Source organism: Labrys sp. E2SS-1L, from assembly GCF_057073705.1.
The window spans coordinates 4571236-4586638 of sequence record NZ_CP172712.1 but is presented as its reverse complement, the minus strand read 5'-3'; the positions used below and the strand labels follow the sequence as shown (position 1 = coordinate 4586638).

The following is a 15403-nucleotide window of genomic DNA, read 5'->3' as shown; positions in this document are numbered from 1 at the left end:
TCTTTCGCGCCAACCCGCGGTGTCACGCTGGAAATCGCGGTCCTCACCAGGATAGACTTGTCATGGAGGGGTTCGAATCGATGTCCGACAATCCGGTGCGCAGGCGCCTGCTGGAACAGCGGCAGGCCTTGCTCGATCTTGGCCTGCGCAATCGGCTGATCAACCTGCCGATGCGTACCAAGGGCGTGCGCACCATCGAGCTCATCGAGGCCAAAGCCCCCGAAACCTATGACTTGCTGGCGGCCGGCCGGGCATTGACCTTCCTGCCCGGACGCGAGCCGGACGAGGCCGCGCAGGGCGAGCTCGCGATCGAAGGCACGCAGGCTTCGCCGGTGGCGCCGGCGGACGCCATGCCGAGCAGCGAGGCCGCGGCGCCGGCTCCCCACCGGTTGCAGACCCGTCTGGCTGCCGAAGCCCTGCAGAAGCGTCTGTTCGACATCTGGTACGATGCCCGCACCATCGAGGAAGAGCAGGGCGTCAACATCCTCTACCTCGCCTTCGGCCTGCTGCGCTGGTACGAGGACGATAAATCCGACATTGCCCGCCATGCCCCGCTCGTGCTCCTGCCGGTGCGCCTCGAGCGTTCCAGCGCCGCCGAGCGCTTCAGCCTGCGTTCGCGGGGCGAGCCGGCTTCGCCCAATTTGTCGATCCAGGCCAAGTTGCGCGGCGATTTCGGCATGGTGATCGAAGATTTCCCGGATGAGGACGAGGTCGACATCGCCGCCTATGTCGCCGAGATCGCCAGGACCATCTCCGGCAAGGCGCGTTGGCAGGTCTTGCCGGACGCGATGGTGCTCGGCTTCTTCTCCTTCGCCAAATTCCTGATGTATCGCGACCTCGATCCGGACAATTGGCCTGAAAGCAATGCCATCCATGAGCATGGGCCGGTGACCGCGCTGCTGGGAGAAGGCTTCGAGGCCTTCGAGCCTATCGTCCCTGACGGCCAGCCGATCGATCCCGTGATACCGCCGCCGGCGCTCAACCACGTGCTGGATGCCGATTCATCGCAGGCCGTCGCCATCGAGGAGGTGCTGCGCGGTCGCCATCTGGTGATCAAGGGCCCTCCGGGCACCGGCAAGAGCCAGACCATCGCCAATATCATTGCCGGGGCGGCCCTGCAGGGCCGCAAGGTGCTGTTCGCAGCGGAGAAGATGGCGGCGCTCGACGTGGTGCATCGGCGCCTGCGCCAGGTCGGGCTCGGGCCGATGACGCTCGAATTGCACTCGACCAAGGCCAATAAGCGTCTGCTCCTGGAGGAGCTGCGGCGAACGCGCGAACTTGCACTGAAGACGCCGGTCCAGGATCCCGGCGTCACGGGGCGCCTTGCCGAGACCCAGGCCGATCTCAACCGGCATGCGGCGATGCTGCATGAGCCGATGGAGCCGAGCGGCATCACGCCCTATCGGCTGCTGGGCCGGCTCGTCGCCCTGCGCGATGCGGGCGGGCTCGCCGGCTTCGCGGTCGAGCGGGCCAGCCAGTGGACGCAGGAGCAGGCCCGGGCCAATCGGGAGCTGATGGCGGAACTCGCCGAACGCCTCGGCACCGTCGGTGATCCCGCCGCCAATATCTGGCGCGGCGTTCGGCGCGATGCCATCGATCCCGCCGAACTCGAACGTCTCGCCGGCCTGATGCGCAGCGTCGAGGCGGATCTGGAAGCGGTAGAAGAGGCGGCAGTCGGCATCATCCGGGATTTCGGGCTCCAAGTGGTGACGATCCGCGATCTCGATGTCGTCTGGCGCACCACCTGTGCGGCCTCCTCGCTGCCCGCCCAGGCCGACCGGCGCCTTCTCGCCCAGCCGGTATGGCGCGAGGACGTCGGCGCCCTCGGTGACCTTGTCGCTCTCGGCAAGGCCTATCGCAAGGTCGTCGAGGCAATGGCGCAGCTCTATCGGGCGGAAGCCTGGACGGCGGATCTGCGGCCGGTCCGTCAAGCCTTCGCCGTGCACGGCGCCTCCTTCCTGCGCTTCTTCTCCGGGCGCTATCGCGGCGCCAAGGCCGAATTCAAGGCCCTGCTCGCCACCGAGATGCCCGGTGATCTCGTCAAGCGGCTCCAGCTTCTCGACGACATGATCTCCGCACAGGAGCTTCGCCGCCATTTCGAGGGCCAGAAGGACATGGGCGCCCGCGCATTCGGTACGCTTTGGGCTGGTGATAAATCCGACTGGGATCGACTGCAGGCCATCACCGATTGGTGGCGGGATCATCGACATCCCGCGCTCGCCCCGGATTTCCTGGATCGGCTGGCCGCCCGGCCTGGCGGCCGCGAGTTCGGCGCCATGGGCGCGGTGATCGTGCAAAGCGTGCCGCGCTTGTTCCACGATCTGAAGGCGCTCAGCGAGTTCCTCGACTACGACCTGGAGGGCGGGCATGGCATTGCCGATTGCGTGGACCTGGAGGTCGCGGCTCTCGTGCGGCAACTGCGCCTCTGGCTGGCCAATCTCGAAAGCATCACCCGCTGGATTGCGTTCACCCATCGCTGCCATGTGGCTCGAGAAGCCGGGCTCGGTGCCCTCGTCGACGGCCTGCTCGATGGCCGCATCCCCGGCGATCATCTGGTAGTGACCTTCGAGCGTGCCTATTACGAAGCCTTGCGCGAGGACCTCTTTGCCCGGCACGCCGATCTCAAGCGTTTCGACGGCGAATTGCAGAATCGCGCGGTGGAGCAGTTCCGCATGCTCGACAGGGCCCGTATCGCGCTGGCGCGCGAGAGCGTGGCCCTCAAGCATTTGCGCGAACGCCCGGCTTCAGCCGGCGGCATTGGCCCGCTTGGCGTGCTCAATGGCGAGTTTGCCAAGAAGCGCAACCATCTGCCGATCCGGCAATTGCTCGACCGGGCTGGCCCGGCCATCCAGCAATTGAAGCCGGTGATGATGATGAGCCCGCTCTCCATCAGCCAGTTTCTCAAACCCGGGGCGCTCAGCTTCGATCTGCTGGTCATCGACGAAGCCTCCCAGGTCGAGCCGGTCGACGCCCTCGGCGCGCTGGCGCGGGCATCTCAATTCGTCGTGGTGGGCGATGAGCGCCAACTGCCGCCGACGCGCTTCTTCGCCAAGCTGACCGGCGAGGTGCCGGAGGAGGACGACGACGAGGAGACCTTCAAGGCGAGCGACGCCGAAAGCGTGCTCGATCTCTGCCTCGCCAAGGGCATGTCCTACCGCCAGCTCAACTGGCACTATCGCTCCCGTCACCAGTCGCTGATCACCGTGTCGAACCGAGAATTCTACGACAACCGGCTCATGGTGGTGCCGAGCCCGCATGCCGGAGGCCGCTCTCCCAACGGCGGCGCTGGAGGCGCGGAGGCGATGGGCCTGATCTTCCGCTATCTCCCCAAAGCCGTCTATGATCGCGGCAACAGCCGCACCAATGCCGAGGAAGCCCGGGTCGTGGCGCAAGCGATCATGGCGCATGCCCGCCATCGCGCCTCCCTCTCGCTCGGGGTAGCCACCTTCTCGGTGGCGCAGCGTCAGGCCATCCTCAAGGAACTCGAGCTGCTGCGGCGAGAGAGTCCCGCCACCGAGGTCTTCTTCAATCGGGAGGGGAACGAGCCGTTTTTCGTCAAGAACCTGGAGAATATCCAGGGCGACGAGCGTGACGTCGTCTTCATTTCGGTGGGCTATGGCCGCAGTGCCGAAGGCTATCTGGCCATGAGTTTCGGCCCGCTCAATCTCGATGGCGGCGAAAGAAGGCTCAACGTGCTGATCTCGCGGGCGAAATATCGCTGCGAGGTGTTCTCCTCCATTCGCGGGGAGGATATCGATCTCACGCGCGCCAATGCGCGCGGCGTCGCAGCGCTGAAGCTGTTTCTCAGCTTTGCCGAAACGGGCCGGCTCGGCACGCCCGTCGAGACCGGCAGGACGCCCGATTCCCTTTTCGAGGAACAGGTCGCCGGCCAGTTGCGGGCGCGCGGGTACCAGATCACACACCAGATCGGCAGCGCCGGCTTCTTCGTCGACCTCGCGGTGGTGGATCCCGATCGGCCGCAGCGCTTCCTGCTCGGCATCGAATGCGATGGTGCCCAGTATCATGCCTCGCGCTCGGCCCGCGACCGCGACCGGCTGCGCCAGCATGTGCTGGAAGGGCAAGGCTGGGTGATCCACCGTATCTGGTCGACCGATTGGTATCTGCGCCCCCACGAGGAACTCACCAAGGTCGAGGCCGCGATCGAACGGGCGAAGGCCACCTGGCGCAGACGGGACGAGGAACTGGCCGTGTCGGCCGAGCCGGAAAGCGCGAAGGAGGAAGAGCCGTTACCTCTACCGCCGCCGCTGTCGATCGACGAGCCGCTGGCCACGCTCGGGGAGGAGCCTGCCCCGTCTTCGCCTGCGCGTCCCTATGTCGAGGCACGCCTTGGCATCACGGGCACGGCGGAACTGCATGAGGTACCGACGGCAGGCATGGCGGCCTATGTCGTGGGCGTGGTCGAGGTCGAAGGACCGGTGCATGAACAGGAGATCGTAGCGCGCATCCGCGATTCCTTCGGTTTGGCGCGAGCCGGCAACCGGGTGCGCGAAGCAGTGCAGGACGGCATCGACGTCGCCCGCGTTACCGGCAGGATCGTCGGCGGGCCCTTTTACAAGCTGCCGGAAGCGCCGGTGGTTCTGCGCGATCGCTCCATGGTGGAAAGCGCCGGCCTGCGACGTCCCGATATGCTGCCCAATGAAGAGGTCGAAGCTGCCTTTCTCGCCGTGATTGCCGCCAATTACGGGGCGCCCCGCGATGCACTGATCGTGGCGGCTGCCCGCCTGTTCGGCTTTGCGGCGACCAGTTCCGTGCTGAAGGAGCGGCTCGACGATGTGCTGACGGTGATGCTGTTCAAGGGGCAGCTGAAGCTGCAGAACGACCTGATCGTCAGCGGTTGAGAAGGTCTCTTCGGAGGAGCACGGTCATTGGGCCGGAGACCGTGAAGGCGTTTTTCCGAGGGCTTCTCCGACCTGTGCGGGCGGAGACCAAGCCTGGAGAACGGAAGGCTCCATCGCGGCGAAATCGTGATGCTGTTAATCTCTTTTTTTCCATATTTTCAAAGTGATGTGCAGGTCTTTGAAACTCGGCTCATCAGGAAACACTTTAACACGATCCCGCCATCGATCAGACACGTCCTGGAAAGGTTTGCCGGGCATGATCCAGCCTTCGTTACAAAGGGTCGTGTCATGTTCTACGCGTTGCTGTTCGCTTTGGCCTCGGCCTGCTGCCTCTATTATGTCAGCTACGACATCTGAAGGGGCTCGACGCATCGCTGTGGCATCGTTCCCTGCGCTCGCAACGAAACTTTACATGTCAGACCGAGGGCGGAAGCATCCAGGCCTGATACTGCATTCTCCATCAGGAGAATTGCCGTGTCGTTTCGAGCCAATGCCGTTTCGGTCTTTCTGCAGGGAGCATTGACGAGCCTTGCCGCGCTCTTGGCGGTGAGCGCGATGCTTGCCGTGCTCATCATCGCCCTTCATGAAGGGGTGACGCATCTCCTGTAGCGATCGGGCGCGCGCGAACCGCAAACGCGCCCGATGCGTGCAGCCTCAGGAGCCGGTATCGCGCAGATCATGCACCAGCCGAGGCCGGTGAATGGCCCCGGAGGGGAGTGCCGGTGCCGGCGGGCGATGGCGGGCATCGACCAGGGCTTGGAAGTGGGAGAGCAGTCTGCGGTAGAGGCCTTCGCCGGCAGCGGCATCCTCCAGGCCGAGATCGATATTGGGATTGTCGTTGATCTCGATGACCACCACACCGGACTTGGTCTGCTTGAGATCTACGCCATAGAGGCCGTTGCCGATCAGCCCTGCCGCCCGCACTGCCGGTTCGATCACCTCGCGCGGCACTTCCTCGACCGGCACGGCCTGGGTGCGGCCTTCGGTATAGGCGCCGGCTTCGCCATGCTGGATGATCTGCCAGTGCCCCGAGGACATGAAATATTTGGCTGCAAAGATTACCTCGCCTGCGAGGATGCCGATGCGCCAGTCGAAGGGCGTGTAGACGTAATCCTGTACCAGGATGAGGCCGGACTGCTTGAGCATGGTCGCGGCAATCTCCTGAAACTGCTGCCAATTCTCGGCCTTCTTCACGCTGAGGCTGAAAGCGCCGTCAGGCACCTTCAGCACCGCGGGATAGGTCAGCTGGGTCTCGAAGCCTGACAGCGTGCGCCGGGTGAGGAAGAGGGTGCGGGGTGTTGCGATACCGTTGCCGGCGAGGAGTTCCGACAGGAAGGCCTTGTTGGTGCAGCGCAGGATCGAACCGGGATCGTCGATCACCGGCATGCCCTCGCTGGCGGCCTTGCGGGCGAAACGGAAGGTATGGTGCGCGATCGCCGTGGTTTCGCGGATGAACAGGGCGTCGAACTGGCTGAGGCGCGGATAGTCCTTCTTCTCGATCAGTTCGACGGCAATATCCATGTCCTGGCCGATGCGCATCATGGCTTGCAGGGTCTTCAGCTTGGAAGGCGGCAGGGGATCCTTGGGGTCATGCAGGATTGCCAGGTCCATGCGCGGGCTACTGGTCGAGGGCGCGTGGCGCCAGGGGCGCCGGCAGAAGCGGGTGAGGCCATCGAGAAACAGGCCATCGCGGGCAGGGTCGATATCGCGCAGGTCGAGCGGATGCAGGGCGGCGACCTTCCAGCCGGCGCCGTCTTCGAGGCGTACGAGGTCGATCGCCAGCAGCGGGCAGCGGAACAGTTCGAAGCTGCGGCCGGCAAACTCCGCCAGCCCGCGATCCTCGACACCGCGATCCTCGGCATTGCGCTCCTCGACCTGGCCGAAAAACACCTGGATGCGCATCGCTTCCACCGCTTTGGGTACGGAGGCGAGCGGGCCGAGGCAGCGCTCCAGGCCGGCGAGCTTCTGGGCCTGCACTGCCTTGACCTGCAGGTCGGTGATTGCCTCCATGCTCGGCGTCACCCGCTCACCGCGCGCTTCGGCGAGCAGGGACACATAGTAGCCGATGCTGAGATAAGCATAGCTGCGGCACAGATTGATGATACGGCGGGGCCGCTGCAGCAGGCCTGGTCCTTCGGCGATGAAGTCCTGCGCGGTGATCACCCGGACACCGGGTACGGACCAGCGAAAATCACTGGATTTTTCGACGATGATCAGTTGAGCGGGCATTGGCTGCTTTCATGTAGGGAAGAAAGGCGATCGGCATCACGATCGCCCACCGCGTCTTTCCGCAGGCGATTTGGAGGGAGCTAAAGATGTGTTAAAATAGGTGGTTACGTGTGTTTGCGTATCTATTGCAGCGCGCTCTGCCTGAGGCAGTCGCGGTCGACCAGACGCTGGAAGCGAATGGCCTCTGTCCCGTCCTCGTAATAGTTCGCCACACGCCTGAAGGGCTGAAAGCCGAGGCGGCTGAACAGGGCCTGGGCAGCGAGGTTGTCGCTGCGTGTTTCCAGGCGCAGCAGATGGGCACCGGTCCCGGCGCTGCTGGCCATGGCTTGTTGGAGCAGCGCCTGGGCGATGCCCTGCCGACGGGCACGTGGCGCCACGGCAAGGGAATAGAGCCGCGCGACGGCCGTGCGGCGATTGGTGAGGACGACGCTGCACCCCGTGAGGCCGGCGTCATCGTCGCTGACGATGACGAGGGCGGAAGGGCTGGTCAGCAGATGGCGCCAATCGCGGCGGCTGAGGCGATCGCCGGCGAAGGCTGCGTTTTCGAGATCGACCAGGGCGGGAAGATCCGCCGAACTCGCCTCGCGCAGATAGGGTACGGTCATGTGCGACAGACAGATTGATAGCGACAATGACCGTGAGGGTAGGGCGTCGGCGCTGCCCCAACAAATCAGGATTGCATAAGGAAACGGTTGCGCGTCCGATTCCGGGAAGCCCTCCATCATGCTGGAGACAAACGTTTTTTTGCCGTTCACTGTCTCGGCTTGATGGGGTCAGGCCCCGGTCAATTCTGCCTGTTCGGGTTGAAACGAGCGGCGATGGAAAGGGAGAATGGACGAGGCCTGCCTCACTTGTTGCCGCCGGGCTCGGGGAACTCGATGGGCCCGCCCGCCTTCTCCCAGGACGAAAAACCGTCCTTGAGGTGAGCCGCCGCGAAGCCCATGTCCTGGAGCGTCGCCACGGTAAGGGCCGAACGCCACCCGGAGGCACAATGGAAGACGAACTTCTTGTCCTCCCCGAAGATGTCCTTGAAATAAGGGCTTTCCGGGTCGACCCAGAATTCCACCATGCCGCGGGGAGCATGGAAGCTGCCGGGAATATAGCCCGAACGCTGCCTCTCCCGGGGATCGCGGATGTCGACGATGACCACATGGGGGTCGCCGACCATGGCGATCGCATCCCTGGTCTCGATTTCCTCGATGCGTGCGCGAGCGGCCGCGACCATCTGAGCCGACGAGAGCTTGAGTTTCTTCATCCTGGCGTTCCGTCCCCGTCTATATCCATTCTGCGTCCTGGCGTCCCCAGTTCAGGCCCGGGAAGCGCTCCGTTCAAGACGGTAGATTGCCGCGAGGCCGGCAGCGCGATCAGCGCTTTCCTCAGCGCCAATTGCTCTCCCGTTCCGAACTCGGTGCGAATTCGGGAGGCACCACCACCATCGGATTCTCGCCCGGAACGTAGTTGTCCACCAGCGCATAACCCTCGGCAATGATGGCTTCGACATTCTGGCGGGTCATCGTCACGTCGAACGGCAGATGCGCTGCAAAGGGATCCCAGTCGGAACATACCGTGCTGACCTCGCGCATCGCCTGGCGCGGCACCTGCAGGGAAAACTGCACCAGTCCCTCAAAAGCCGTGATGGAGTTGATGAACAGACCGTCCGGCATGCGGCCGAGCGCCTGGAAGCGGGCTGCGAGCGCCTCCCGCGCCGATGAGGGGCGGTAGCCGCAGCAGGAAACCTCCGACGTCGTCTCCTGGCCACTGGCCGCCACGGCGTCGCGAAAGCCCTCGATGCGGCGGTCGGTGGCATGCTCGCCGGCGATGCCGCCGAGAAACAGCAGGTCGCGCGGCGCCGTCCGGCGTTTGCGCAGCTTGGCGATCAGCTTTTCGGTGAGGGTGCGTGCACCACCGTAATTGTCGGTGACGACCGAAGGCGCGTCACTGCCGGGCAGGTCGAGATTGACACAGGGAATGCCGGCGGCGCGGCAGAGCGCATTGAGGGGCTGCGTGTTGCGCACGCCGGCGATGAAGAGAAACTCGACCTGTTGGGAGAGAAGGGTGGTGGTAACGCTCGCCTCGATCGCTTCGTCCCGCTGCGTGCTCACCACGATCGGGCAGAGGCCGCGCTGGCGTGTATCCGTTTCGAAAGCCTCGGCCAGGCCGGCGAAGAAGCGGTTGCGGTAATGGGGGATGATCATGCCGGCCAGGCCGGAGCGCGACAGGCGCAGGCCTCGGGCCTTCATATTGACGGCATAACCCAGGTCCTGGGCGGCCTTCAGCACGCGCTTGGCCGTGTCCTCCTTGATACGGTAGCGCGTCCAGCTGCCATTGAGCACCAGGCTGACCGTTGAAGGAGAGGCCTTGGTTGCAGCGGCGATATCATAGATGGTGGACCTGCGTCCGCTGGGTGAGCGCGCCATCGTCCCCTCATTTGTCCTGCGGATCGAATTGGAGACTCGATCATCAAGCCAATGCTAAATCCTTTTAGCTACCTTGACAACAAATGCTGAATGGATTTAGCTCATGGGGCGTCGGCGATACTGCCACTATGCCGGCAACCAGAACAAATAGGGAGGAACCGTTCAATGGCTTCGAATTCTGATTTCACGCACAAGGCGAGACTCGATCGCCGCAGTTTTCTTGCCGCCTCGGCGCTGGGTGCCGCTTCGCTGGTGCTGCCGGGCATGGTCGGTGCCGCTCGGGCCTCCAAGGACAAGCCCGTCATCGGCGTGGTGGTGAAGATCGGTGGCATTCCCTGGTTCAACGCCATGGAAGCCGGGATCAAGAAGAAGTCGGCCGAGCTCGGGGTCGAGGCTTTCATGGTCGGACCCACCAGCGCCGACCCGGCCCTGCAGGTGCGCGCCATCGAGGATCTGATCGCCAAGGGCGTGGACGTGATCGGCGTGGTACCCAACGACGCCGAAGTGCTCGAGCCGGTGCTGGAGCGGGCCCGCAAGGCCGGCATCAAGGTGGTCACGCATGAATCGCCCAAGCAGAAGCAGGCCGATTGGGATTTCGAGCTGGCCTCGGTGAAGGGCTTCGGCGATGCCTATGGCAAGCAGCTGGTCGAGGCGCTCGGCGGCAAGGGCGAATATGCCGTGTTCGTCGGCTCGCTCACCGTGCCGCTGCACAATGCCTGGGCCGATGCGGCCATCGCCTATATCAAGCAGAACGCACCGGAGATGAAGCTGGTCGGCGACCGCTACGGCGTCGCCGAGGACGTCGATGCCTCACGCTCGACGGCTCTCGACCTCATCCGTGCCCATCCCGGCCTCAAGGGCTTCCTGGCCTTCGGCAGCCAGGGACCGATCGGCGCCGCCCGCGCCGTGGCCGAGAAGGGCAAGAAGGGGCAGATCAAGGTGCTCGGCCCGTTCTCTCCCGGGCAGGGCCGCAAACTCGTCAAGGACGGCACGCTGACCGGCGGTTTCATGTGGAACCCGATGCTGGCCGGCGAGGTCTTCGTCACCCTGGGCACCATGGTGGCCAAGGGGCAGGAGATCAAGGACGGCACCACGATCGAAGGACTGGGCGTCGTGCATCCCGACGGGCACAATCTCATCGTCGACCAGCTCGTATCCCTCAACAAGGATACCATCGACGAACTCGCCAAGATGGGCCTGTAGGCCCCGCGAGAAGAGGCGGGAGCCGGCGAGGTTCCCGCCCTGGCGAACCGACCGGGCGTTGCCGGCGCGCTCCATTATTTGGGGGTGCCGGCTCGGCGCGCCGGCGTTTCGCTTCAATCCTTCCCTCCTGGCCGGGAGACCGTCATGGCCGCCACAGCCGCAATCACCGATACGCCTGCGACGCCGCTGCTTTTCCTGCGCAACATCTCCAAGCGCTTCGGGGGCGTGCGTGCGCTCGAAAACGTCTCCTTCGAGGTGCTCCCCGGAGAGGTCTTGTGTCTTGCCGGCGAGAATGGCTGCGGCAAGAGCACGCTGATCAAGCTGATCAGCGGCGTCTATCGCCCCGAACCGGGCGGCGAGATGCTGTTCGATGGGCGCACCATAGACGGCCTCAGTCCGGCGCGCGCCCGGGCTCTGGGCATCCAGGTCATCTGGCAGGACCTGGCACTCTTTCCCGAAATGGCGGTGGCCGAGAACATTGCCTTCGAACGCAATCTCGGCGGCGCCCCGCGCCTGGTCAACTATGCGGCCATGAAGGCGGATGCGCGGCGCATCCTGGACCGGCTGGGTGTCGAACTCGATCTCGATGCGCCCGTGCGCACGCTTTCGATCGCCCAACGCCAGATCGTGGCGATCGCTCGTGCCCTGGTGGCCGACGCCCGGCTGGTCTTCATGGATGAGCCCACCGCCTCACTCAGCCAGGCGGAAACCGATGCGCTGCTGGTGATCGTGCGGCGCCTGTCGGCCGACGGTATCGCCGTGGTCTTCGTCAGCCATCGCCTGGCCGAGGTGCTCGATGTCTGCACCCGCGTCACCGTGCTGCGCGACGGCCATTATGTCGGCACCTATCCGACAGCCGGCATGACGCAGACCCGCCTGACCGAGCTGATGACCGGCAAGACCTTCGACCAGGCCGTGCAGGCGCGCGATCATTCCGCTTCGCCTGTGGTCTTGCAGGTGGAGAAACTGACGCGGCCGGGCGATTATGAGGATATCAGCCTCACGGTCCGGCGCGGGGAGGTCCTGGGCCTGACGGGGCGATTGGGGGCGGGGCGCACCGAACTCGCCCTGTCGCTCTTCGGCCTGACCCGGCCGAGTTCAGGCAGCATTCGTCTCGAGGGCAAGGCCTTGTCGCTTGCCTCCAACCGGGCCGCCATCGACGCCGGCATCGCCTATGTCTCGGAAGATCGCCTGCAGCTTGGCCTGGTCCAGCCGCAGTCGATCGGCGACAACACGGCCGTCACCGTGCTGGACAGGCTGCTCGATCTCTTCCGGCTGATTTCGCCGGCCCGGCGCAAATCGCTGGTCGATGACTGGGTCAAGGCCCTCGCCATCAAGGTCTCCAATCCCGACAATGCGGTGTCGACCCTGTCCGGGGGCAACCAGCAGCGCGTGGTGCTGGCGAAATGGCTGGCCACCAAACCGAAGCTGCTGATCCTGGATTCGCCCACGGTTGGCGTCGATGTCGGTGCCCGCGCCGGCATTTTCGCCATCATCCACCGGCTGGCGCAGGAAGGCATGGCCATCCTGCTGATTTCCGACGAGATCACCGAAGTCTATTTCAACGCGGATCGCATCCTGCACATGCGCGATGGTCGCATCATCGACGAATACATTCCGGGCGAAGTGTCCATCGACAAGATCGAGGAGGATGTGCATGCCTGACAAACGCAACTGGCCGATCGGCGCCACCGAGCGCTGGCTCATCCTGGTGATCCTGGCCCTCGTCGCGGGCCTTGCCCTCACCACCGACACCTTCTTCACCCTGTCGAACCTGTTCGACCTGATGAACACCTCGGCGGTGAACGTGATCTTCGCCGCCGGCCTCCTGGTGGTTCTGATCGCCGGCGGCATCGATATTTCCTTCGCCGTCGGTGCCTCGGTGGTGCAGTACCTCACAGCGCTGACGGTGATGCATCTGGGTGGCGGCAACTGGGCCGTCGGCCTGGTGGTCGCCGGCGGCTTCGGCTTCCTGCTCGGCGCCTTCAACGCCGCGCTGATCTATCATTTCCGCATCGTCTCGATCGTGGTGACGATCGCGACCTTCAACCTCTTCTTCGGCACGCTGATGTTCCTCACCGGCGGCGTCTCGCTTTACGACCTGCCGGACTGGCTGACGGACCGCATCGTGCTGTTCAGCGTTGCGACGGGCGACGGCTCGGCCGAATTGACGCTGCCCGTCGCCGTCATGGCGCTCTGCGTGTTCGCCACCTGGCTGTTGCTGCGCAGGACCACGCCGGGCCGCCAGCTCTACGCCATGGGTGACAATCCCGAGGCGGCGCGGCGGGTGGGCATCAATATCGGCGCCATGCATTATCTCGCCTTCGGCTGGCTCGGCCTGATGGCCGGTATTGCCGGGCTGATGCAGGCCCATTATGCGCAGGAAGTGGTGCCCAACGCGCTCTATGGCCGCGAGCTCGACGTTCTCGCCGCCGTGGTGCTCGGCGGCGCCCGCCTCGGCGGGGGCAGGGGCACGCTGCTCGGAGCCATTCTCGGCATCTTCCTGGTCGCCATCACCGAGAACGGCCTGAACCTGCTGGGCATCACGCCCTATGCCTTCAAGATGATCATCGGCGCCATCATCCTGATCGCCATCACTTTGTCGAGCGACGGTGTCGCGCGGCTGATCGGATCCATGAAAGCCGGGTCCCGGCGCGCGCCCACAGCCCGGAGGGCGGCATGACGACACCGACATCGACCTCCAATCAGGCCGGCAAGTCCGGTTTCGCGAACCTGCTGAGCAGTGACATTGCCGGCCTGATCGGCTTCCTCGTCCTGGTGGTGGCGGCGCTGAGTTTCAGCACCGATCGCTTCTTCACGGCCACGACGTTCTCATCCATCGCCTTCCAGCTGCCCGAACTTGGGCTGCTGACCCTGGCGATGCTGATGCCGATCATTTCGGGCGGCTTCAATCTGGCGGCGACCTTCACGGCCAATATCGCCGGCCTTGCCATGGCCTGGGTGCTGCAATCCTATGGCGGGGTGGATGCCGGCGTCGGCGCCTTCGTCCTCGGGGTGGCCGCGGCATTGATTACCGGCGCGGCGGCGGGCTGGCTGATGGGCATCATCATCGCCTATACCGGCGCCCATCCCATCCTCGTCTCGCTCTCGATGATGATCTTCCTGCGTGGGCTCGGGGAATTCCTCACCCATGGCGGCGATATATCGGGCTTTCCCGATTTCGTGCGCGAGATCGGCCACGGCACGCTGATCGGCATTCCCGTGCCGCTCTGGATCCTCGCCGCGGCGGCCCTGCTCTGGCATGTGGTGATGACGCGGGCCCGGCTCGGTTTCGCCACCCGCATGATCGGCTCCAACATCGAGGCGACGCGCTATTCCGGCATCGATACCCGCCGGTCGGTAACGCTGATCTACACGCTGTCCGGCTTAATGTGCGGCATTGCCGGCGTGGTGATGCTCGCCCGCTTCAACTCGGTGCGTGTCGGCCATGGCGAGGCCTATCTCCTGATTACCGTGCTTGCCTGCTTCCTCGGCCGCGTCGATCCCTTCGGCGGGTTCGGGCGGGTGATCCCGGTGGTGATCGCCCTCATCATCCTGCAGGTCATCGCCTCCGGCCTGAACCTGCTCGGCGCCAACCAGCATCTGGCCACGGCGATGTGGGGCGCCTTCCTGCTGGCGGTCATGATCCTGCGCTGGGTCTGGGCCCGCGAGTTCCTCCAGTCTCTCTTCACCCAAAAGCCAACACATTGAGGATATTGCCATGAAGGGCTTCGGCATTCACACCAGCCTGTGGTCGCATAGCTGGACCCGCGAGGCGGCGGAGCTGTCGATCGCGGAGGCAGCCAAATACGGGCTGGCCTTCGTCGAGATCGCCCTGCTGGAGCCGGCCAAGGCCGATACCGGCCACACCCGGGCTCTCCTGGAAAAGCACGGCGTCGATGCGGTCTGCTCGCTCGGCCTGCCCAACGACTCCCGCCCCACCAACAATCCGGACAAGGCGCTGGAATTCCTCACCCTGGCGCTGGACAAGACTGCCGAGATCGGTGCCAAGGCTCTGTCCGGCGTCGTCTATGGTTCGATCGGCGAGCGCACCGGCAACCCGCCGACCGAGGCCGAATATGACGCGGTCGTCAAGGTGATGGACAAGGCGGCCGCCCATGCCCGTACGCTCGGCCTGGAACTCGGGCTGGAGGCGGTCAACCGCTACGAGAACCACATGATGAACACCACCGAGCAGGTGGTCCGCGTCATCGAACGCATCGGCGCGCCCAACGTCTTCCTCCATCTCGATACCTACCACATGAACATCGAGGAGAAGGGCCAGGCCAACGGTATCCTCAAGGCCGGAGAGCATCTCAAATATATCCACCTGTCCGAGAGCGACCGCGGTGTCCCCGGCACTGGCACGATCGCCTGGGATGAGGTGTTCGCGGGTCTGGCCGGCATCGGCTTCAAGGGTGGCATGGCCATGGAGAGTTTCATCCATATGCCGCCGCAGCTCGCTTCCGCCCTGTCGGTCTGGCGCCCCGTCGCCAACAGCCGCGAGGAGATCCTGGCGGAGGGCCTGCCCTTCCTGCGCAACAAGGCCAAGCAATACGGCCTGATCTGAACCCGTCTGCCGGTTCGGCCAACAAAAATCCTCCGGCCTCCATGGGTCGGAGGATTTTTGTTTGTCCGGCATGAGGGGGCATGCCCTACCGGCGGAAGCCATGTCGACCGGTTGGCAGCCGGACG

The 15403-nt window shown here is 64.6% G+C and carries 11 protein-coding genes; 7 read left to right on the top strand and 4 right to left on the bottom strand.

What is annotated here, in order from left to right; genetic code table 11:
• The first annotated feature begins 62 nt into the window (after window positions 1-62).
• Both ACIGJE_RS21395 and ACIGJE_RS21390 read left to right on the top strand, forming a co-directional pair.
• Window positions 63-4859, top strand: a complete 4797-nt coding sequence (locus tag ACIGJE_RS21395) for a DUF3320 domain-containing protein (RefSeq protein ID WP_483678647.1) — start codon at window positions 63-65, stop codon at window positions 4857-4859.
• Window positions 4860-5333: 474 nt separating this feature from the next.
• Window positions 5334-5468: a hypothetical protein gene (locus ACIGJE_RS21390; RefSeq protein WP_311941867.1), complete on the top strand. Its 135-nt coding sequence runs from the start codon at window positions 5334-5336 to the stop codon at window positions 5466-5468.
• Window positions 5469-5513: 45 nt separating this feature from the next.
• Here ACIGJE_RS21390 and ACIGJE_RS21385 read toward each other — a convergent pair whose 3' ends face one another.
• The 4 genes from ACIGJE_RS21385 to ACIGJE_RS21370 all read right to left on the bottom strand — a co-directional run bounded on the left by ACIGJE_RS21385 (window position 5514) and on the right by ACIGJE_RS21370 (window position 9505).
• Window positions 5514-7088: a RimK family protein gene (locus ACIGJE_RS21385; RefSeq protein WP_415087115.1), complete on the bottom strand. Its 1575-nt coding sequence runs from the start codon at window positions 7086-7088 to the stop codon at window positions 5514-5516.
• Between the two features lie 122 nt (window positions 7089-7210).
• Window positions 7211-7693, bottom strand: a complete 483-nt coding sequence (locus tag ACIGJE_RS21380; RefSeq protein WP_415087113.1) for a GNAT family N-acetyltransferase — start codon at window positions 7691-7693, stop codon at window positions 7211-7213.
• Between the two features lie 242 nt (window positions 7694-7935).
• Window positions 7936-8343 (bottom strand): rhodanese-like domain-containing protein, encoded by a 408-nt coding sequence (locus ACIGJE_RS21375; RefSeq protein WP_415087111.1) that lies wholly within the window; start codon window positions 8341-8343, stop codon window positions 7936-7938.
• A gap of 121 nt (window positions 8344-8464) precedes the next feature.
• Window positions 8465-9505, bottom strand: coding sequence for a LacI family DNA-binding transcriptional regulator (locus tag ACIGJE_RS21370; RefSeq protein WP_311941857.1), 1041 nt, complete (start codon window positions 9503-9505; stop codon window positions 8465-8467).
• 264 nt (window positions 9506-9769) lie between these two features.
• Between ACIGJE_RS21370 and ACIGJE_RS21365 the strand changes: the two genes are divergently transcribed.
• The 5 genes from ACIGJE_RS21365 (at window position 9770) to ACIGJE_RS21345 (ending at window position 15278) form a co-directional block, all read left to right on the top strand.
• Window positions 9770-10708, top strand: a complete 939-nt coding sequence (locus ACIGJE_RS21365) for a substrate-binding domain-containing protein (protein WP_394309421.1) — start codon at window positions 9770-9772, stop codon at window positions 10706-10708.
• Between the two features lie 144 nt (window positions 10709-10852).
• Window positions 10853-12373, top strand: coding sequence for a sugar ABC transporter ATP-binding protein (locus tag ACIGJE_RS21360; protein WP_483678646.1), 1521 nt, complete (start codon window positions 10853-10855; stop codon window positions 12371-12373).
• Entirely contained in the window at window positions 12366-13391 is a 1026-nt protein-coding gene (locus ACIGJE_RS21355; RefSeq protein ID WP_367623268.1) for an ABC transporter permease, read from the top strand. Before ACIGJE_RS21360 ends, ACIGJE_RS21355 begins: the two co-directional genes overlap by 8 nt.
• Window positions 13388-14419 (top strand): ABC transporter permease, encoded by a 1032-nt coding sequence (locus ACIGJE_RS21350; protein WP_311941845.1) that lies wholly within the window; start codon window positions 13388-13390, stop codon window positions 14417-14419. Before ACIGJE_RS21355 ends, ACIGJE_RS21350 begins: the two co-directional genes overlap by 4 nt.
• Before the next feature lie 10 nt (window positions 14420-14429).
• Window positions 14430-15278 (top strand): sugar phosphate isomerase/epimerase family protein, encoded by an 849-nt coding sequence (locus ACIGJE_RS21345; protein WP_311941842.1) that lies wholly within the window; start codon window positions 14430-14432, stop codon window positions 15276-15278.
• The last annotated feature ends 125 nt before the right edge of the window (window positions 15279-15403 follow it).

Excerpts from the sequence above, each read along its gene's own strand:
- ACIGJE_RS21355 (WP_367623268.1), top strand. The coding sequence starts at position 12,366 with ATGCCTGACAAACGCAACTGGCCGATCGGCGCCACCGAGCGCTGGCTC.
- ACIGJE_RS21385 (WP_415087115.1), bottom strand. The coding sequence starts at position 7,088 with ATGCCCGCTCAACTGATCATCGTCGAAAAATCCAGTGATTTTCGCTGG.
- ACIGJE_RS21395 (WP_483678647.1), top strand. The coding sequence starts at position 63 with ATGGAGGGGTTCGAATCGATGTCCGACAATCCGGTGCGCAGGCGCCTG.
- ACIGJE_RS21350 (WP_311941845.1), top strand. The coding sequence starts at position 13,388 with ATGACGACACCGACATCGACCTCCAATCAGGCCGGCAAGTCCGGTTTC.
- ACIGJE_RS21370 (WP_311941857.1), bottom strand. The coding sequence starts at position 9,505 with ATGGCGCGCTCACCCAGCGGACGCAGGTCCACCATCTATGATATCGCC.
- ACIGJE_RS21375 (WP_415087111.1), bottom strand. The coding sequence starts at position 8,343 with ATGAAGAAACTCAAGCTCTCGTCGGCTCAGATGGTCGCGGCCGCTCGC.
- ACIGJE_RS21360 (WP_483678646.1), top strand. The coding sequence starts at position 10,853 with ATGGCCGCCACAGCCGCAATCACCGATACGCCTGCGACGCCGCTGCTT.
- ACIGJE_RS21345 (WP_311941842.1), top strand. The coding sequence starts at position 14,430 with ATGAAGGGCTTCGGCATTCACACCAGCCTGTGGTCGCATAGCTGGACC.
- ACIGJE_RS21365 (WP_394309421.1), top strand. The coding sequence starts at position 9,770 with ATGGTCGGTGCCGCTCGGGCCTCCAAGGACAAGCCCGTCATCGGCGTG.
- ACIGJE_RS21380 (WP_415087113.1), bottom strand. The coding sequence starts at position 7,693 with ATGACCGTACCCTATCTGCGCGAGGCGAGTTCGGCGGATCTTCCCGCC.